The 18144-nt window shown below is 69.2% G+C and carries 16 protein-coding genes; 6 read left to right on the top strand and 10 right to left on the bottom strand.

All coding sequences use genetic code 11. The features are described 5' to 3' along the window. Positions 1–75: 75 nt before the first annotated feature. Positions 76–945, top strand: a complete 870-nt coding sequence (locus AAFO60_RS00460; RefSeq protein WP_347954193.1) for an alpha/beta fold hydrolase — start codon at positions 76–78, stop codon at positions 943–945. Between the two features lie 13 nt (positions 946–958). Here the strand turns inward: AAFO60_RS00460 and pgl are convergent, their stop codons facing one another. Genes pgl through tkt form a run of 5 tightly spaced genes read right to left on the bottom strand, consistent with a single transcriptional unit; the run spans position 959 to position 7380 of the window. Then, on the bottom strand, positions 959–1687 hold the full coding sequence (gene pgl / locus AAFO60_RS00455) for a 6-phosphogluconolactonase (RefSeq protein WP_347954192.1): 729 nt from the start codon (positions 1685–1687) through the stop codon (positions 959–961). A 3-nt stretch (positions 1688–1690) separates the two neighbouring features. Then, complete coding sequence (locus tag AAFO60_RS00450; RefSeq protein WP_347954191.1) at positions 1691–2596, bottom strand: glucose-6-phosphate dehydrogenase assembly protein OpcA; 906 nt, start codon at positions 2594–2596, stop codon at positions 1691–1693. Continuing rightward, positions 2593–4128, bottom strand: a complete 1536-nt coding sequence (zwf, locus tag AAFO60_RS00445) for a glucose-6-phosphate dehydrogenase (protein WP_432211680.1) — start codon at positions 4126–4128, stop codon at positions 2593–2595. The genes AAFO60_RS00450 and zwf overlap by 4 nt, the downstream gene beginning before the upstream one ends. Before the next feature lie 16 nt (positions 4129–4144). Further along, entirely contained in the window at positions 4145–5263 is a 1119-nt protein-coding gene (tal, locus tag AAFO60_RS00440) for a transaldolase (protein WP_347954189.1), read from the bottom strand. 44 nt (positions 5264–5307) lie between these two features. After that, positions 5308–7380 (bottom strand): transketolase, encoded by a 2073-nt coding sequence (tkt, locus tag AAFO60_RS00435; RefSeq protein ID WP_347954188.1) that lies wholly within the window; start codon positions 7378–7380, stop codon positions 5308–5310. A 317-nt stretch (positions 7381–7697) separates the two neighbouring features. On the opposite strand from tkt, the gene AAFO60_RS00430 reads away from it, so the two are divergent. Further along, positions 7698–8639, top strand: coding sequence for a heme o synthase (locus tag AAFO60_RS00430; RefSeq protein WP_347954628.1), 942 nt, complete (start codon positions 7698–7700; stop codon positions 8637–8639). 43 nt (positions 8640–8682) lie between these two features. Here AAFO60_RS00430 and AAFO60_RS00425 read toward each other — a convergent pair whose 3' ends face one another. Then, positions 8683–9657, bottom strand: a complete 975-nt coding sequence (locus tag AAFO60_RS00425) for a quinone oxidoreductase family protein (RefSeq protein ID WP_347954187.1) — start codon at positions 9655–9657, stop codon at positions 8683–8685. 35 nt (positions 9658–9692) lie between these two features. Here AAFO60_RS00425 and AAFO60_RS00420 point away from each other — a divergent pair, with 35 nt between their 5' ends. Beyond that, complete coding sequence (locus AAFO60_RS00420) at positions 9693–10067, top strand: hypothetical protein (RefSeq protein WP_347954186.1); 375 nt, start codon at positions 9693–9695, stop codon at positions 10065–10067. A gap of 70 nt (positions 10068–10137) precedes the next feature. Here the strand turns inward: AAFO60_RS00420 and AAFO60_RS00415 are convergent, their stop codons facing one another. The 4 genes from AAFO60_RS00415 to mptB form a co-directional block, all read right to left on the bottom strand. Continuing rightward, on the bottom strand, positions 10138–11040 hold the full coding sequence (locus AAFO60_RS00415) for a COX15/CtaA family protein (RefSeq protein ID WP_347954185.1): 903 nt from the start codon (positions 11038–11040) through the stop codon (positions 10138–10140). Then, on the bottom strand, positions 11037–11840 hold the full coding sequence (locus AAFO60_RS00410) for an ABC transporter permease (RefSeq protein ID WP_347954184.1): 804 nt from the start codon (positions 11838–11840) through the stop codon (positions 11037–11039). The genes AAFO60_RS00415 and AAFO60_RS00410 overlap by 4 nt, the downstream gene beginning before the upstream one ends. Beyond that, positions 11837–12769, bottom strand: coding sequence for an ABC transporter ATP-binding protein (locus tag AAFO60_RS00405; protein ID WP_347954183.1), 933 nt, complete (start codon positions 12767–12769; stop codon positions 11837–11839). Before AAFO60_RS00405 ends, AAFO60_RS00410 begins: the two co-directional genes overlap by 4 nt. A gap of 97 nt (positions 12770–12866) precedes the next feature. Continuing rightward, on the bottom strand, positions 12867–14621 hold the full coding sequence (gene mptB / locus AAFO60_RS00400) for a polyprenol phosphomannose-dependent alpha 1,6 mannosyltransferase MptB (RefSeq protein ID WP_347954627.1): 1755 nt from the start codon (positions 14619–14621) through the stop codon (positions 12867–12869). Positions 14622–14755: 134 nt separating this feature from the next. Here mptB and AAFO60_RS00395 point away from each other — a divergent pair, with 134 nt between their 5' ends. The 3 genes from AAFO60_RS00395 to sufD are packed head-to-tail and all read left to right on the top strand — an operon-like array spanning position 14756 to position 18116. Then, positions 14756–15508 carry a helix-turn-helix transcriptional regulator gene (locus AAFO60_RS00395; RefSeq protein WP_347954182.1) on the top strand — a complete coding sequence of 251 codons (753 nt, stop codon included), beginning with the start codon at positions 14756–14758 and terminating at the stop codon, positions 15506–15508. Next, complete coding sequence (gene sufB, locus AAFO60_RS00390; RefSeq protein WP_347954181.1) at positions 15505–16941, top strand: Fe-S cluster assembly protein SufB; 1437 nt, start codon at positions 15505–15507, stop codon at positions 16939–16941. The genes AAFO60_RS00395 and sufB overlap by 4 nt, the downstream gene beginning before the upstream one ends. Next, a complete protein-coding gene (sufD, locus tag AAFO60_RS00385) occupies positions 16941–18116 on the top strand; it encodes a Fe-S cluster assembly protein SufD (RefSeq protein ID WP_347954180.1) in 1176 nt (391 codons plus the stop codon). Before sufB ends, sufD begins: the two co-directional genes overlap by 1 nt. The last annotated feature ends 28 nt before the right edge of the window (positions 18117–18144 follow it).

Raw genomic sequence — 18144 nt, 5'->3', positions numbered from 1 at the left:
CGTATCGAGACGACGTCGACCGGATTCGATCAGCCTGGGGGACGACCTCTCCACGGTCGTCGATACAGTCGGAAGATGAGCATCGACGACCGGCCCGCACCCCACTGGTTCACCGAAGCGCTGGCGCAGCCGGGGGCGGAGGGGAGGGTCGAGGTCGACGGCGCGACCATCGTGTACCGGGCCTGGGGTGAACCCGACACGCCGGGCATCGTGCTGATCCACGGTGGCATGGCGCATCTGCACTGGTGGGACCACATCGCTCCGTTCCTGGCGACCGATCGGCGGGTCGTCGCGCTCGACCTGGGCGGGCACGGCGACAGCGACCGTCGCGACGATTACCGCTTCGAGCAGTTCATCGACGAAGTCCTCGCGGTCGCGCGGGCGGGCCGCATCGCCGGACCGCCGGTTCTCGTCGGACACAGCATGGGCGGCATCGTCGCCTACGCCGCCGCGGTCAGATGCCCGGAGGATCTCGACGGCATCGTCGTCTTCGACTCGCCGATCCGCGACCTCACCCCGGAGGAACGCGAACTGCGCGCGAGCCAGACCACCCACACCCCGCGCGTCTACCCGAGCCTCGACGACGCGCTCGCACGCTACCGGCTGGTGCCCGCGCAGGACCACGCCGAGCCCTACATCGTCGAGCACATCGCGCGACTGTCGTTGACCGAAGTCGACGGCGGCTGGGGCTGGAAGTTCGACCACCTGCGGATGGGCCGCTCGGACTCGCGCAGCCTGGACGGCACCACCGCGGGCACCCGCGTCGCCTTCTTCCGCAGCGAGAACGGCATCGTCGACGACGAGCTGATGGCGCGCATGCGACCGATGTTCGGCCCCGACGCGTGGATCGTCGAGCTGCCCGAAGCCGGCCACCATCCGATGTTCGACCAACCCCTCGCCATGATCACCGGCATCCGCACGGTGCTCGCCGCCTGGCGACGCTGATCGGCCCGCGCGGTCAGCTCGGCAGCTGCGAAGCTGCCGCCCGATCCAGGAACCACACGGTGTTCTCCGTGCCGTGAGCTCCGGCGCACGGCCAGTCGTGGCGCGACGCGCCGGCGGCCGCCGCGGCGACGGCTTCGGCCTTCTCCGCGCCGGAGACCAGGAACCACACCTCGCGGGAGGCGTTGATCGCGGGGAAGGTCAGGCTGATGCGACGCGGCGGCGGCTTCGGCGAGTCGGTCACGGCGACGACGCTGCGCGTGTCCTCCGCGGTCGCATCGGTGTGCGGGAACAGCGAGTTGATGTGGCCCTCACCGCCCATGCCGAGCAGGTGGATGTCGAAGACCGTGTCGGGCCCGACCACCGTCGCATACGCTGCTGCGGCGGCGTCGATGTCGTCGCCGAACTCGCCGTCGGACGCCGGGATCATGTGGATGCGCGCCGGGTCGACGTCGATGTGATCGAGGAGGGCCTCCTGCGCCTGCAGCGCGTTGCGCTCCGGGTCGGCGGCGGGGACGAAACGTTCGTCGCCCCAGTACAAGTCGAGGCGCGAGAAGTCGATCGACGCGCTGTCGGCGGCCAACACGCGCAGCAGAGCGATGCCGTTGCTGCCGCCGGTCAGTGCGACGGAGGCGACGCCCCGGGCCTCCTGGGCGGCCGCGACGGTCGCGATGAATCGGGCCGCCGCGGTCGACACCAGGTCGGCCGACGACTCGAAGATCAGATGCTCGTACGGAAAACTCACTGACTACTCCTCGTGGGTGACGCCCGACAGCCCCTGCAGGGCCACCTCGTACACCTCGTCGGCGTCGAGTCGGCGCAATTCTTCGGCGAGACATTCGGCGGTGCTGCGGCGCGCCCACGCCGAGCGACCATCGGGATGCCCGGTGCTGCGCAGCAGGCCGCCCTCGGGGCCGACGCTCATCGACAGCTCACCGTGCTCCCGGATCAGGGTGACGGACATGTCGCCGACCCCGCGGGTGACGGGCACCCCGAGCTCGCCGGCGATCCAGCCGGCGAACAGGTCCAGGCCGGCCAGATCCCGCGGGCCGGTGACGCGGGCCGCGGTGATCGCGGTGTGCGGCGGACGGTCGAGCGCCGAGACCAGCATCCCGCGCCACTGGGTGATCGCCGACCACGCCAGATCGGTGTCGCCGGGCGCATATCCGACGCGGCGCGCACTGAGCAGGGCGCCGGGGTCGTCGCTGCGTCGACTGTCGGTGATCCGGCGCGAGGCGAGCTTCCCCAGCTTGTCGTCGACGGGGCGGGCCGGCGCGCGTCCCGGCCACCAGGTGACCACCGGGGTGTCGGGCAGCAGGAACGGGGTCACGACCGCATGCGGGTGATCGGCGAGCGTCCCGTTCAGATGAAGGACCACCACCTCGGAGGCGCCGGCGTCGCCGCCGACCCGGATCTGCGCATCCAGCCGCGTCTGCGCGGTCCGATCCTGGCGCACCACCATGATGACGCGGCACGGATGTTCGCGGCTGGCCTTGTTCGACGCCTCCACCGCGTCCTCGGCGCCTGCCTCCACGTCGAGGTCGATGATGAGGGTCAGCACGCGGCCGAGCGTCACGGCGCCGCCGGTGCGACGCATCTGCACCAGTTTCTTGCTCACCTCGAGGGTCGAGGTGTCGGGCAGATCGACGATCACGGTCGCCTCCAGGTTCGTCCGGTGCGGGCCAGCATCTCATCGGCGGACGCCGGCCCCCAGGTGCCCGACTCGTACTCGTCGGGGGCGCCGGCGGCGGCCCACTCGTCGAGCACCGGGTCGAGGATCTGCCAGCTCAGTTCCACCTCTTCGTCGACGGGGAACAACGACGGCTCACCCAGCAGGACGTCGAGCAGCAGGCGTTCGTAGGCCTCCGGCGACGACACGGTGAAGGCGCCGCCGTACGAGAAGTCCATGTTGACGTCGCGGACCTCCATGCTGGTGCCGGGCACCTTGGAGCCGAACCGCAGGGTGACGCCCTCGTCGGGCTGCACCCGGATCACCAGCGCGTTCTGCCCCAGCTCGGCGGTCATGGTGTCGTCGAAGGGCAGGTGCGGTGCACGCTTGAAGACGAGCGCGATCTCGGTGACGCGCCGCCCCAGCCGCTTGCCCGACCGCAGGTAGAAGGGCACGCCGGCCCAGCGTCGGGTGTCGACCTCCAGCGCGATGGCCGCGAAGGTCTCGGTGGTCGAGTCGGGGGAGAAACCGTCCTCCTCCTTGAGTCCGACCACCGGCTCGGACCCCTGCCAGCCCGGACCGTACTGGCCCCGCGCGGAGTTCTCCGCGATCGGCAGGATGTTCCGGGTGGACGAGAGGACCTTGATCTTCTCGGTCTGCAGATGCCGCGGCGAGAACGAGACCGGCTCCTCCATCGCCACGAGCGCCAGCAGCTGCAGCAGGTGATTCTGGATCACATCGCGCGCCGCCCCGATGCCGTCGTAGTAGCCGGCGCGACCGCCGAGACCGATGTCCTCGGCCATCGTGATCTGCACGTGGTCGACGTAGTGGGCGCTCCACAGCGGGTCGAACAGCTGGTTCGCGAACCGCAGGGCCAGAATGTTCTGGACCGTCTCCTTGCCGAGGTAGTGGTCGATGCGGAACACCGACTCCTCGGGGAAGACGCTGCCGACGAGCGCGTTGAGCTCGCGGGCACTGTCGAGGTCGTGTCCGAAGGGCTTCTCGATGACCACTCGGCGCCAGCGGTCACCGCCCTGATCGGCCATGCCGGTGCGTCGCAGCTGGCTCAGCACGACGGGGAAGGCCTTCGGCGGGATCGACAGGTAGTAGGCGTGGTTGCCGTCGGTGCCGCGCTCGCGGTCCAGGTCGGCGAGCGTCTGCTGCAGCGTCGCGAACGCCTCGTCGTCCTCGAAGGTGCCTGCGACGAACCGGATCCCTTCGGCCAGCCGGTCCCACACCTCCTGCCGGAAACCGGTGCGCGATCCGGCCTCGACGGCTTCGCGCACCACCGCGGCGAAGTCCTCGTGCTCCCAGTCGCGGCGTGCGAAACCGATGAGCGCGAAGCTCGGCGGCAGCAGGCCGCGATTGGCCAGGTCGTAGATCGCCGGCATCAGCTTGCGACGGGCGAGGTCGCCGGTGACGCCGAAGATCACCAGCACGGACGGGCCGGCGATCCTCGGCAGGCGGGCGTCGTGAGGGTCACGCAGCGGATTGACCCACGACGACCCGCTGTTCACCGTACGTCCCACCGGGTCAGCCGCGTGCCGCGTCGAGCTGCGTCTGGGTGGCCGCCAGCAGGTCGTCCCACGCCTCGTCGAACTTGCTGACGCCCTCGGACTCGAGCACCTCGAAGACGTCGGGCAGGTCGACGCCGACCGCGGTCAGCGCGTCGAAGACCTCGCGCGAGGCCTGCTCCTGACCGATGATCGAGTCGGTGTTCACCCAGCCGTGGTCGGCGAAGGCGGCGAGCGTCTTCACCGGGACGGTGTTGACGGTGTTCGGCGCCACCAGTTCGCTGACGTACAGGGTGTCGGGGTAGTCGGCGTTCTTGGTGCCGGTCGACGCCCACAGCGCACGCTGCGGAAGCGCACCGTGCGCCTGCAGATCGGGGAACCGGACCTGCGTCTCGAAGACCTCGCGGTAGGCGGCGTACGCCAGACGCGCGTTCGCCAGCCCGGCCTTGCCGCGCAGTTCGAGCGCCTCGGGCGTGCCGATGGCCTCGAGCCGCTTGTCGACCTCCGAGTCGACGCGCGAGACGAAGAACGACGCGACCGACTCGATCTTGGCGGCGTCGTGGCCGTTCTGGAGTGCGGCGTCCAGACCGTCCAGGTAGGCGTCCATCACTTCGCGGTACCGCTCCACCGAGAAGATCAGCGTCACGTTGACGCTGATGCCCTCGGCGATGACGCGGGCGATCGCGGGGATCCCGGCCTTGGTGGCGGGGATCTTGATGAACAGGTTCGGGCGGTCGACGATCTTCCACAGCTCGATCGCCTGCGCGACCGTCTCGTCGGTCTTGTGCGCCAGCCGCGGATCGACCTCGATCGACACCCGGCCGTCGTGACCGTCGGTGGCGGCGAAGACCGGCGCCAGCACATCGCACGCCGCGCGGACGTCGTCGGTGGTCAGCGCGGTGAGCGCGGCGTCGACGTCGGCGCCGCGGGCCGCCAGCTCGGTGATCTGCGCGGCGTAGGCGTCGGACTTGGAGATGGCGTTCTGGAAGATCGACGGGTTGGTCGTGACTCCGACGATCGAATGGGTGTCGATCTCCTCCTGCAGTGCGCCCGAGTCGATCAGGTCACGCGAGAGATCGTCGAGCCAGATCGAGACGCCCGCTTCCGACAGTGCGGCGAGGTTCTTGTTCTGCGACATGGGGAACTCCTCTGCTCCGAATGAATGTGTTCAGCATGTGCGGGTCAGCGACCCAGGGTGCGGCGAGCGGCCGCGGCGACGGCGTCGGCGGTGATGCCGAACTCCGCGTAGAGCTTCTGGTACGGGGCCGAGGCGCCGTAGTGCTCGAGGGAGACGATCTCGCCGCCGGCGACGATCGCGTGCCACGGCATCGCGATGCCCGCCTCGACGGCGACACGCGGGACCCCGGTCGGCAGAACCGACTCGCGGTACTCGGCGTCCTGCTCGGCGAACCACTCCAGCGACGGCATCGAGACGACGCGTGCGCGGATGCCGTCGGCGGCCAGCGCCTCGGCGGCGTCGACGGCCAGCGAGACCTCCGACCCGGTGCCGATGAGGACCACGTCGACCTCGCCGTCGCCGGAGAGCACGTAGCCGCCGCGGGAGACGCCCTCGAAGCTGGTGCCGGCCAGCACCGGAACGTTCTGGCGGGTGAGCGCCAGCCCGACCGGGCGGTTGCGGCGGGTCAGCAGGTGACGCCAGGCGTGTGCGGTCTCATTGGCGTCGGCGGGCCGGACCACGTCGAGGTGCGGGATGGCGCGCAGCGCCGCCAGGTGCTCCACCGGCTGGTGGGTGGGGCCGTCTTCGCCGAGGCCGATCGAGTCGTGCGTCCACACGTAGATGGGGTCGATCTCCATCAGCGCCGCCAGCCGAACGGCCGGGCGCATGTAGTCGGCGAACTGCAGGAACGTGCCGCCGTACGCGCGGGTCGGGCCGTGCAGCACGATGCCCGACAGGATCGAGCCCATCGCGTGCTCGCGGATGCCGAAGTGCAGGGTGCGGCCGTACGGGTCGGCGGTCCAGGTGTCGGTGCTGATCGACGCGGGGCCGAACGAGGTGGCGCCGTCCATCGTGGTGTTGTTGGAGCCCGCGAGGTCGGCCGAACCGCCCCACAGCTCCGGCAGCACCGGTGCCAGCGCGGACAGCACCTTGCCCGACGCCGCGCGGGTCGCGACGTCCTTGTCGCCGACCTCCCACGACGGGAGCGCGTCGGTCCAGCCCTCGGGCAGCTCGTGGGCGGTGAGTCGGTCCAGGAGCGCCTTGCGCTCGGGGTTCCCGGCGGCCCAGGCGTCGAAGCTCTGCTGCCACTCGGCGCGGTCGGCGGCGGCGCGGTCGGCGAGGGTGCGGGTGTGCTTGATGACGAGGTCGTCGACGTCGAACTGCTTGGCCGGGTCGAAGCCGAGGAGCTCCTTGGTGGCGGCCACTTCGTCGGCGCCCAGCGCCGAACCGTGCGAGGCGCCGGTGTTCATCTTGGTCGGTGCGGGCCAGGCGATGATGGTGCGCAGGCAGATGATCGACGGCTTGTCGGTGACGGCCTTGGCCTTCTCGATGGCCTCTTCGATCGCGACGATGTCCTCGCCGCCTTCGACGATCTGCACGTGCCAGCCGTAGGCCTCGTACCGCTTGGCGGTGTCCTCGGTGAGCGCGATCTGCGTGTCGTCCTCGATCGAGATGTGGTTCTGGTCGTAGAAGACGATCAGGTTGCCGAGCTGCTGGGTGCCCGCCAGGGAGCTGGCCTCGGAGGTGACGCCCTCTTCGATGTCACCGTCGGAGGCGATCACGTAGACGTGGTGGTCGAACGGGCTCTGGCCGGCCGCGGCCTCGGGGTCGAACAGGCCGCGTTCGCGGCGAGCGGCCATCGCCATGCCGACCGCCGACGCCAGTCCCTGTCCGAGGGGGCCGGTGGTGATCTCGACGCCCTTGGTGTGGCGGAACTCCGGGTGGCCGGGGGTAAGCGAACCCCAGGTGCGGAGTGCTTCGAGGTCGCCGAGCTCGAGGCCAAACCCGCCCAGGTAAAGCTGGATGTACTGGGTGAGGCTCGAGTGACCGCACGAGAGGACGAACCGGTCGCGGCCGAGCCAGCTGGGGTCGGTCGGATCGTGGCGCATCACCCGCTGATAGAGGGTGTAGGCGAGGGGAGCCAGGCTCATCGCCGTGCCAGGATGACCGCTCCCGCAGTGTTGGACCGCGTCGGCGGCCAGAATGCGGGCCGTGTCCACGGCCTTGGTGTCCAGATCGGTCCAGTCGCCGGGGTAGACCTGCTGGGTCAGCTCGCGGATCTCGTCGGTAATCGCCACGGTGGTGGAGTCTCCTGTGCCTTGTTCTCGGTGCTCGTGCAGATTGCGGTTCCAGCCTAGCCGCCGAACAGGTATACGTGCGCGTCCGCCTGTGGATCCAGTGAAGTGTGATCTGGACACCGTCGATTCTGTTATATGCGACCTTCGGGTCTACCATCGTGTGTAGTAGCGGAGTCGGTGCGCCGTAGCGATTCGGACGCCCGCTGAGGTCGCAGGTCAGTGCGATCGGCAGGCCGTGCCATCGGCACCGGCACGTAATGTGAGGAGCATCTGTGAGTATTGGGGAAAGCGCGGACACCGACGCCTCCTCGACCTCGATGGCTACCGAGGGCTCGACGGGATCCGGCAGCGTGGGAACGCGGCTGTGGAACACCGTTCTGGCGTACATCGCGCTGACCAAGCCCCGAGTGATCGAGCTGCTGCTGATCTCGACGATCCCGGTCATGCTGCAGGCCCATCGCGGCACCGTCGACATCGCCCTGATCCTGATCACCGTCGTCGGCGGCTGGCTCGGCGCGGCGAGCGCCAACAGCTTGAACATGGTGGCCGACGCCGACATCGATCAGAAGATGAAGCGAACGCAGCGTCGTCCGCTGGCGCGCCACGCGGTCCCGGTTCGCAATGCGCTGATCTTCGGCATCGTGCTCGCCATCGCGTCGTTCGCCGTCCTCTACTTCGGTACCGGCAACAAGTGGTTGCCGCCGGTCCTGGTGTGGATCACCATCGGCTTCTACGCCGGCGTGTACACCCTGATCCTCAAGCGCCGGACCTGGCAGAACGTGATCTGGGGCGGCGCCGCGGGCTGCACCCCGGCCCTCGTCGGCTGGGCCGCCGTCACCGGTTCGCTGAGCTGGCAGCCCTTCGTGATGTTCATGGTCGTCTTCTTCTGGACGCCGCCGCACACGTGGGCGCTGGCCATGCGCTATCGCGAGGACTACCGCGCCGCAGGCGTCCCGATGTTCCCGGTCATCGCCTCCGACGAGCGCGTCACCACCCACATGCTCGTGTACACGTGGCTGACCGTGCTGACCTCGTTCCTGCTGATCCCGGTGACCAGCTGGATCTATCTGGTGATCGCGGTGGGCGCCGGCGCCTGGTTCATCTACCGGGTCACCAAGCTGTACCTGGAGACCCGTCGCGGCGTCGAGCTGAAGCCGCTGAAGATCTTCCTGACCTCCAACGAGTATCTGGCACTGGTGTTCTGCGGCCTCGCCGTCGACGCCGTCATCAACATGCCGACCATCGCCAGCTACTTCTGATCCGGCCCTGCGCGATGGCTTAGCTCTAAGCCGACTCCATTGCTCAACTCTCCGCGATCGACAGCATCGTCGAACCGGTCGTCGCCCGCGACTCGAGTGCGCGGTGCGCGTCGGCAGCCGCGGCGAGCGGGAACGACTGCCCGACGTTGACGGTGAGCGTGCCGTCGCCGATCGCGGTGAAGAACTCGTCGGCGCGCCACGCGTACTCGGCCGGGTCGGCGACGAAGTGCGCCAGCGTCGGTCGGGTCACCGACAGCGAGCCCGCGGGATTGAGGCGCTGCAGGTCGAACGGCGGTACCGGACCGCTCGCCGCGCCGAACAAGACGATGGTTCCGCGGACCGCGGTCGCGGCGAGGGACTGCTCGAAGGTGCTCGCGCCCACCCCGTCGTAGACGACCGAGACGCCGCGCCCGTCGGTCAGATCACGCACCGCCTGCGCCACGTGGTCGCCGTAGCGGAGCACCTCGGCCGCACCCGCCGCCCGCGACAGTTCCTCCTTCTCGTCGGTGGAGACCGTCGTGATGACCCGGATGCCGCGGGCGGTCGCCCACTGCGTGAGGATCTGACCGACGCCGCCGGCGCCGGCGTGGACCAGCACGGTGTCGCCGGGGCGCGGATGAGCACTCCCGTCGAGCAGGTAGTGCGCGGTGAGCCCGCGCAGCAGCGACGACCCGGCGATCGCGGAGTCGACGCCGGCCGGGACCGCCACCACCAGCTCTGCGCGCAGCGACACCTGCTCGGCGTAACTGGAGTGACCACCGCACCAGGCGACGCGGTCGCCGACCGTCAGGTGCGTGACGCCCTCGCCGACGGCGATCACCTCGCCGCAGCCCTCGATGCCCGGAACGTAGCGCGGGGTGGACGGATACATCCCCGCGCGCAGATAGGTGTCGATGAAGTTGACGCCCGCCGCGTGGACGGCGATGAGGACTTCGCCTTCTGCCGCTTGCGGATTCGGGAGTTCGACGAGTTCGAGGACGTCTGGGCCGCCGTGTTCGGTCACTTCGATCGCGCGCATGAGTCCATTCTGGCACGCCGGTATACTCGTCAGTCATGAGCGAACAGACCGCCGTTTCCACGGCTCCCGAGTCCGCTGTCGGCGCACCCAGCGAGGTCGTGTCCTCGATCCGCAAGTTCGTGGCTGCCGAGGGCGGATCCGCCAAGGCCGTCATCCAGCCCATCGGGGCGGCCGGTGTCCGCATCACCCTCGTCGGCGCCGAGGGCGGGATCCTGGGTGATCGAGTGGTCGACAGCGTCGCGATCGCGAACGCCGTCGTCGATGCCGTCGACGGCCTCGAATCCGCCGAGTGGGACCGGGAGCTGACCTCGGTCGCGAACGTCCGGCCGTCGCACTGGCGCAAGATGGCCGGTTGGGTGGCGCACCAGCGGCGGTTCCCGAAGGCCCGCAACCGCAAGATCGTCGACTGACCGGCAAAATCTCTGCACAGACGAATCACCCCCTGATCGCGGACGCGATCAGGGGGGTGATTCGTTCGTTTCAGCGGCGGGTGGCCAGCACCAGCGTGGTGGCGCCGATCATCAGCAGGGCGCTGCCGAACATGTGCAGGATCACCAGGACCTCGGGGAGACCCGCCGCGTACTGGACGTACCCGATGACGCCCTGAACGACGATCACCGCACCGAACCACCCGGCGGCACGGCGCAGCGACGAGACGGCGGCGATCGTCAGCAGGATCAGTGCGATCGTGAGTCCCACGAGGGTCCAGACCGCGTCCACGTGCAGCTGGGTGGCCTGCGTCGGCTCGAGCCCGTTGCGGTGGGCCTTGATGTCGCCGGCGTGGGGCCCCGAGCCGGTGACGACGGTGCCCAGGTAGATCGTCACCCAGGTCAGGGCGTAGATCGCCCACGCGATGAGCACGGCGAATCGCCGCAGCACCGCGGACTGCTCGGCGTCGACGCCGACCGCCGGCCGGCCCGGGCGTGTGTGGACCACGAGCCAGGTGGCCGCCGAGATGATCACCATCGTCGCCAGGAAGTGGAACGAGACGATCCACGGGTTCAGATTGGTCAGCACGGTGATGCCGCCGATGATCGCCTGCAGCGGTACGCCCATCGCGACGGCGATCGACAGCTTGCGCGCCAGCGGGTCGACCGGCACCCGTCGCCAGGCGGCGACGAAGGTCGCCACGGCGACGGCGACCAGGACCCAGGTGAGCATCCGGTTGCCGAACTCGATGACGCCGTGGATGCCCATCGCGGCGTGCGGGGTCACCGAACCCGACGTGCACTGCGGCCAGGTGGGGCAGCCGAGGCCGGAGTCGGTGACACGGACGGCGCCGCCGGTGACCACCAGTACGACGTTGGCCGTGACGTTCGCGATGGCCCAGTAGTACAGGAACTTCGCGGTGGGTCGTTTGAAGCCGAACCAGGTCGCAATCATTGGAAGCGGAACCACCTAACTGCCAGCGCGCCGCCGACCGCGGCCCACACGATCAGGACGCAGAAGCCGACGACGTCGAAGGATGAATCGAGCGCCCGGGCGAGGGTCTCGGTGAGTGCGCCGGACGGCGAGAGTCGAGCGATGAGGTGCATGGCGCCCGGGACGTGGTCGTCGAAGACGACCAGCCCGGCCAGACCCAGCAGCACGAACCAGATCAGGTTGCCGAGCGCGAGGACGACCTCGGCTTTGAGTGTGCCGCCGAGCAGCAGGCCCAGGCTAGCGAAGGCTACCGTGCCCGCGGCGATGCCGAGTGCGCCGATCGCGAGACCGACGATTCCGGGCCGCCAGCCGAAGGCCATCCCGATGCCGCCGATCAGCAGGCTCTGCAGGACGACGACGATCAGCACGGCCAGGGACTTGCCCGCGATGATGCCCCAACGCGGGATCGGCGTGGCGCCGAGGCGTTTGAGGGCGCCGTAGCGGCGGTCGAAGCCGACGGCGATCGCCTGCCCGGTGAACGCCGTCGACATGATCGCGACCGCGAGGACGGCGGGGACGAAGGTCGCCGCGCGCGCCGCGGGCGTGGCACCCGCTTCGGTCGCCAGGGGCAGGAGGCTCAGGCCGATCAGCATGGTGATCGGAATGAACATGGTCAGGAGCAGTTGCTCGCCGTTGCGCAGCAGCAGCACCAGCTCCATCCGCGTCTGCGCCGCCAGCATGCGCGACAGCGGCGCCGGCCGCGGCCCGGGGGTGAAGGTCCCACTCGGGAACCGGTTGGTCGAGGGCACCTCGGTGCTCACGCGCGGACCTCCCGTCCGGTCAGGTTCAAGAAGACGTCCTGCAAGCTGTTGGACGCCACGTCGAGGGACTCGATGAGCACGCCGCGTTCGGCGCAGGCGGCGGCGATCGCGCTGACCAGCGCCGGGGTGATCTCGCCGGTGACCAGGTGCTCGCCGGTCGGCGTACGCGTCGCCCGGCAGCCGTCGGGCAGTGCGGCCTGCAGGGCCTCGTCGTCGAGTCCGGCGGCGGTGAACCGAAGCTGGCCGTCGGCGTCCTGTCGGACGAGGTCGGCGGGGGCGCCTGCGGCCACGGCTCGTCCCTGATCGATGATCACGATCTGGTCGGCCAGTTCTTCGGCCTCGTCGAGCAGGTGGGTGGTCAGCAGGATCGACACTCCGTCGGCGCGCAGGCGCGAGATCAGCTCCCACACCATGATGCGGGCGTGCGCATCGAGTCCGGCGGTCGGCTCGTCGAGGAAGACCAGTTCGGGGCGGCCCACCAGGGCGCAGGCCAACGACAGTCGCTGCTGCTGACCGCCCGAGAGGCGCCGGAAACCGGTGCGCGCGACCTCGGTGAGACCCAGCGCCTCCATCAGCCAGTCGGGGTCCAGCGGATCGGCGCTATAGGCCGCGCACAGGGCGAGCATCTCTTCGGCCTTGGCGCCGGGGTAGGCCCCGCCGCCCTGCAGCATGACGCCGATGCGGGCGCGGAGCCGATCGTTGTCGGCGACCGGGTCCATGCCCAGGACGCGGACCGAGCCTGCGTCGGGGCGGGTGAAGCCTTCGCAGATCTCGACCGTGGTGGTCTTGCCCGCGCCGTTGGGGCCCAGGAGCGCGAGGATCTCGCCGCGGGGAAGGGTCAGGTCGAGACCGTCGACGGCGGTCTTGTCACCGAAGCGTTTGACCAGACCGCGGACAGCCAACGCCGGTGGCGAGAGGGGATCATGCACGAGCACCAGCCTAGGCTAGCGGCCCAGGTCAACGGCCTGCGGGTGCTCGCCCCGGGCGCGGGCCAGCCGTTGCCGGAGGACCGCGAAAACACCGTCCCTACTGGGCTTTTCGGGCGCGCCGCTGCCGAATCCAGCTTCGGAGCGGGCTGTCGATGAAGAAGAAGGTCGCCGCGACTGCGACCATGATCACACCGGTGGCCAGTCCCTGGACGACCACGAGGGGACTGGTGTCCGAACTGGTCGGCATCACAACCACGGCGATGATGCCGGAGATCACGACGGTGCCGATCCGGAACCAGCGGGTGGTGGCCCACGCGGCGAGCGGGATCACCGCCCACAGCAGGTACCAGGCCTGCACGAACGGGAAGAAGATCACCACGCTGGCCATGGCGATGCCCAGTCCGCCGAGCGGGTGGATCCGTCCGGCGAGGCAGGCCAGCAGCCAGCGGACGACGAGGACGGCGGCGACCAGCTGACCGATCGGGCGGGCGATGTCGAGGATCGCCTGCGTCTGCTCGCCGAGCCCGAGCCACAGACCGACCCGGCCCGAGACCACCGACAGAAGCGTCGGCATCGACATCCACGACCGGACGATGCCGCCGGTGCTGAGCGTCTGCGTCCACCCGAAGCCGAGTCCGGTCCCGACGCAGATCACGCCGACGACCACCGCGGTCACGGCGCCGGACAGGCCGGCCGCCGCGGCCAGCGCCGCGACCGACTTCTTCGACCGTCCCCACCACTGCCGGATCGGCGCGTGCCGCAGGGCGGGCAGCGTCGCGCCCCAGCGCCGGGCCAGGATCACGCCGACGAAGCCCAGGGCCAGCATCGACGTCACCTTGATCATCGAAGAGGCGGCGATCATCGAGATGCCCGCGAGCAGGATCCAGCCGGCGCGCGAGGGGAGCGGTCGGTGGGGGTCGCGGAGGCGGGCGTCGCCGTAGACGGCGCGGAAGCACCACTCGAGGCCGACCAGCATCATGCCGATCATCAGCGCCTCGTTGTGAATGCCGCCGACCAGGTGCAGCACCACGAGCGGGTTGAGGGCGCCGAGCCAGAGGGCGGCCACCGTCGAGACGCCGCACCGTCGTGCCAGCCGGGGCAGCGCCCACACGATCATCAGCACGCCGCCGATCGCGACGAGTCGGTGCAGGAGCACCGCGAGGGTGATGTTCTCGCCGGTGACGGCGGTGATCCGTTCACCGATCCACAGGAACAGCGGCCCGTAGGGCGCCGGCGTGTCCTTCCACAGATTCGGTACCGACAGGGTCAGCGCGTGGTCGACCCCGAGCCCGCGCATGGGGCTGTACTTGTAGGGGTCCATGCCCTGGTAGGCGATGGCGCTCTGCGCCAGGTACGAGTACACGTCCTTGCTGAGCAGCGGTGGTGCCACCACGAGCGGCGCCACCCACATCAGCAGGGTGCGGTCGGCCTGACCGCGCGTCATCCGCCGGTCGGGGCTGCGTCCCTCGGCGACCTCGACGCGATAGCGTCCGATCGCGTATCTCCCGAGCATCACCCAGGCGACGACGAGCATGATCGCCCCGCCGATGGAGATGGTCAGCGCCGTCGAGTACATCCGGGACGGCAGCGACAGGAGTCGGGTGCCGACGATCGGATTCTGCAGCACCGGCAGCATGCCGGTGCCGAGCGAGCCGATCAGGATGAGCATCGATCCGGTGGTCCCGAACAGCCGGATCCGGCGCATGCGCAGCGTCTCGTAGCGGTTGAGGGGGCCGACCTCGTGCTCGTCGTCGTGCATCCGCGCGACCGTGGTTCCGAAGTCACCGATGCGGTCGGCGTCGCGTTCGACGGCGGGCCGGCTCAGCCCGAGGTAGTCGAGCGACCGTCGCATGAGGGGGAGTCCAGACACATCGAAGACTCTAACGGGTGCCGCCGGGAGTGCCCCGCCACCACCGGAACTCGGATTTAGGCGACCCTTGCTAGCTAGGCGGGAAGCATTTAGGTAACAATATTGTTGTGAAAAGCATGAGCGACGACAGTAGGCTGCTGCCTGTGCAGCCCGCGGACGGGACCGGCCCCGACGGCCAGACCCGCGCCGCTGTCGTTGCGATGCTGGTGGAAGAGGGTCCGATGACTGCGGGCGACATCGCCCGACGCCTCGGAATCTCGCCCGCCGGCGTGCGACGCCATCTGGAGAATCTGACGGCCGACGGCGACATCGAAGTCGCGCCGTCCGGATTCGGCAAGGGCGGGCGGGGCAAGTCCTCGCGCGGACGGCCGGCCAAATGGTTCCAACTCACCCCGTCGGGTCGGGGGAAACTCCGGCACGCGTACGACGATCTGGCCGGTGCCGTGCTGCGCAAACTGCGTGACGTGGCGGGCCAGCAGGCCGTCGAAGAGTTCGCCCACGAGCGGATCTCCGGTCTCGTGGCCGACGTCGAGCCGGCCACCGAGTCCGGTTCGGTGATCGCGACGGTCGAACAGATCACCGACGCGCTCACCGCGGGCGGCTACGCCGCCAACACCCGCGAGGTCGGTGCCGGCGTTCAGATCTGCCAGCACCACTGCCCGGTCGCTCACGTGGCGGCCGAGTTCCCGGAGCTCTGCGAGGCCGAGACGGCCATGTTCACCGAGCTCCTCGGTACTCACGTCCAGCGGTTGGCGACCATCGCCAACGGCGACTGCGTGTGTACGACGCACGTTCCCGTGCATGTCACGACCACGGAGACCGCTCAGCCCGCGGACTCCGCCACCCCCGATGGAAAGGTTCTCCGATGACGGTCACCGATCCCGCCGCCACGCAGTTGACGCAGGAAGAGACAATCGCTTCCTTCGATCGCTACGGCTACGGCTGGTCCGACAGCGACGAGGCGGGTGCGTCCGCCAAGCGCGGTCTGTCCGAGGCCGTCGTCCGCGACATCTCCGGCAAGAAGAACGAGCCCGAGTGGATGCTCGAGGCGCGTCTGAAGGCGCTGCGCATCTTCGATCGCAAGCCCATGCCCAGCTGGGGCGGCGACCTCGACGGCATCGACTTCGACAACATCAAGTACTTCGTGCGGTCGACCGAGAAGCAGGCCGAGTCCTGGGAGGACCTGCCCGAGGACATCAAGAACACCTACGACCGCCTCGGCATCCCGGAGGCCGAGAAGCAGCGTCTGGTGGCCGGCGTCGCCGCGCAGTACGAGTCGGAGGTCGTCTACCACCAGATCCGCGAGGACCTGGAGGAGAAGGGCGTCATCTTCCTCGACACCGACTCCGGTCTGCGCGAGCACCCCGAGATCTTCCAGGAGTACTTCGGCAGCGTCATCCCCGCGGGCGACAACAAGTTCTCCGCGCTGAACACCGCCGTCTGGTCGGGCGGGTCGTTCATCTACGTGCCGCCGGGGGTCCACGTCGACATCCCGCTGCAGGCCTACTTCCGCATCAACACCGAGAACATGGGCCAGTTCGAGCGCACGCTCATCATCGTCGACGAGGGCGCCTACGTGCACTACGTCGAGGGCTGCACCGCGCCGATCTACAAGTCCGACTCGCTGCACTCGGCGGTCGTGGAGATCATCGTCAAGAAGGGCGGCCGCTGCCGCTACACGACCATCCAGAACTGGTCGAACAACGTCTACAACCTGGTGACCAAGCGTGCCAAGGCCGAGGCCGGCGCCACCATGGAGTGGGTCGACGGCAACATCGGCTCCAAGGTCACCATGAAGTACCCGGCCGTCTGGCTCACCGGCGAGTACGCCAAGGGCGAGGTCCTCTCGGTCGCCTTCGCCGGCGAGGGACAGCACCAGGACACCGGCTCAAAGATGGTCCACCTGGCGCCGCACACCTCGAGCAACATCGTCAGCAAGTCGGTCGCCCGAGGTGGCGGACGCTCGTCGTACCGCGGCCTGATCAAGATCAACCCGGGCGCCTACGGCAGCCGATCCACCGTGCAGTGCGATGCGCTGCTGGTCGATCAGATCAGCCGCAGCGACACCTACCCGTACGTTGACATCCGCGAGGACGACGTCACGATGGGGCATGAGGCGACGGTCTCGAAGGTCAACGACGATCAGTTGTTCTACCTGATGAGCCGCGGCATGACCGAGGAAGAGGCGATGGCGATGGTCGTGCGCGGCTTCGTCGAGCCGATCGCCAAGGAACTGCCCATGGAGTACGCGCTCGAGCTCAACAGGCTCATTGAACTGCAGATGGAAGGATCGGTCGGCTGATGGCGGACTCCGCAGCGACCACCGCGACGCCGGTGGTCGTCAACAAGGGTGAACTCTTCACCTCCTACGACGTGGCGGCCTTCGAGGTCCCCTCGCAGCGGGAAGAGGCGTGGCGGTTCACCCCGTTCCGCCGTCTGCACGGGCTGCACGACGGCACCGCGGCCGCGACCGGCACGACCACCGTCGAAGTCACCGGCGTCGTGGACGGCGTGACCGCGGAGACCGTCGGTCGCGACGACGAGCGGCTCGGCCGGGCCGGCGTGCCCTTCGACCGCGTGTCGGCGCAGGCGTACTCCACGTTCCCCGAGGCCACCGTCGTGACGATCGCCAAGGACGCCCAGGTCGACGAGCCGGTCACGATCACCGTCGACGGCCCCGGACTCGACCTGGTCGCGTACTCGCACATCCAGATCCGCGCCGAGGCCTTCTCGAAGGCCGTCGTGGTCCTCGACCAGCGCGGCAGCGGCGTGATCGGCGAGAACGTCGAGATCATCGTCGACGACAGCGCCCACCTGACCGTGGTCAACGTGCACGAGTGGAACGACGACGCCACCCACGTCACCACCCACCACGTCTCGCTGGGTCGCGACAGCGTCGTCAAGCACTTCGCGGTGAGCCTGGGCGGGCACACCGTGCGGCTGTCCCCGCACGTGCAGTACACCGGTCCCGGCGGCGACGCCGAACTGTGGGGCCTGTACTTCGCCGACGGCGGACAGCACCTCGAGCAGCGTCTGCTGATCGACCACTCGCAGCCGCACTGCCGGTCGCACGTGGTCTACAAGGGCGCCCTGCAGGGCGATCCGTCGGGCGACAAGCGCAAGGAAGCGCACACCGTCTGGATCGGCGACGTGCTGATCCGTCCGGCGGCCGAGGGCACCGACACCTACGAGCTCAACCGCAACCTGGTGCTCACCGACAATGCGCGGGCCGACTCGGTGCCGAACCTCGAGATCGAGACCGGCGAGATCGTCGGCGCAGGCCATGCCAGCGCCACCGGCCGGTTCGACGACGAGCAGCTGTTCTACCTGCAGGCCCGCGGTATCCCCGAGGATGTGGCCCGCCGCCTGGTGGTCCGCGGATTCTTCGGCGAGGTGCTCGCCAAGATCGCCGTGCCGGAATTGCGCGAGCGGCTCGAAGCGGCCATCGAAGCCGAACTCGAAACCGCCGGCGCCTGATCGCCGCCGCCCCACACACACTTACGAA

The sequence above is a fragment of the Gordonia aichiensis genome, from assembly GCF_039946255.1.
GTDB lineage: Bacteria > Actinomycetota > Actinomycetes > Mycobacteriales > Mycobacteriaceae > Gordonia > Gordonia aichiensis_A.
This window is presented reverse-complemented; position numbering and strand designations above follow the sequence as displayed.

Excerpts from the sequence above, each read along its gene's own strand:
- sufB (WP_347954181.1), top strand. The coding sequence starts at position 15,505 with ATGACGGTCACCGATCCCGCCGCCACGCAGTTGACGCAGGAAGAGACA.
- sufD (WP_347954180.1), top strand. The coding sequence starts at position 16,941 with ATGGCGGACTCCGCAGCGACCACCGCGACGCCGGTGGTCGTCAACAAG.
- AAFO60_RS00460 (WP_347954193.1), top strand. The coding sequence starts at position 76 with ATGAGCATCGACGACCGGCCCGCACCCCACTGGTTCACCGAAGCGCTG.
- AAFO60_RS00395 (WP_347954182.1), top strand. The coding sequence starts at position 14,756 with ATGAGCGACGACAGTAGGCTGCTGCCTGTGCAGCCCGCGGACGGGACC.
- AAFO60_RS00415 (WP_347954185.1), bottom strand. The coding sequence starts at position 11,040 with ATGATTGCGACCTGGTTCGGCTTCAAACGACCCACCGCGAAGTTCCTG.
- tal (WP_347954189.1), bottom strand. The coding sequence starts at position 5,263 with ATGTCGCAGAACAAGAACCTCGCCGCACTGTCGGAAGCGGGCGTCTCG.
- AAFO60_RS00425 (WP_347954187.1), bottom strand. The coding sequence starts at position 9,657 with ATGCGCGCGATCGAAGTGACCGAACACGGCGGCCCAGACGTCCTCGAA.
- AAFO60_RS00430 (WP_347954628.1), top strand. The coding sequence starts at position 7,698 with ATGGCTACCGAGGGCTCGACGGGATCCGGCAGCGTGGGAACGCGGCTG.
- mptB (WP_347954627.1), bottom strand. The coding sequence starts at position 14,621 with ATGCGACGGTCGCTCGACTACCTCGGGCTGAGCCGGCCCGCCGTCGAA.
- AAFO60_RS00420 (WP_347954186.1), top strand. The coding sequence starts at position 9,693 with ATGAGCGAACAGACCGCCGTTTCCACGGCTCCCGAGTCCGCTGTCGGC.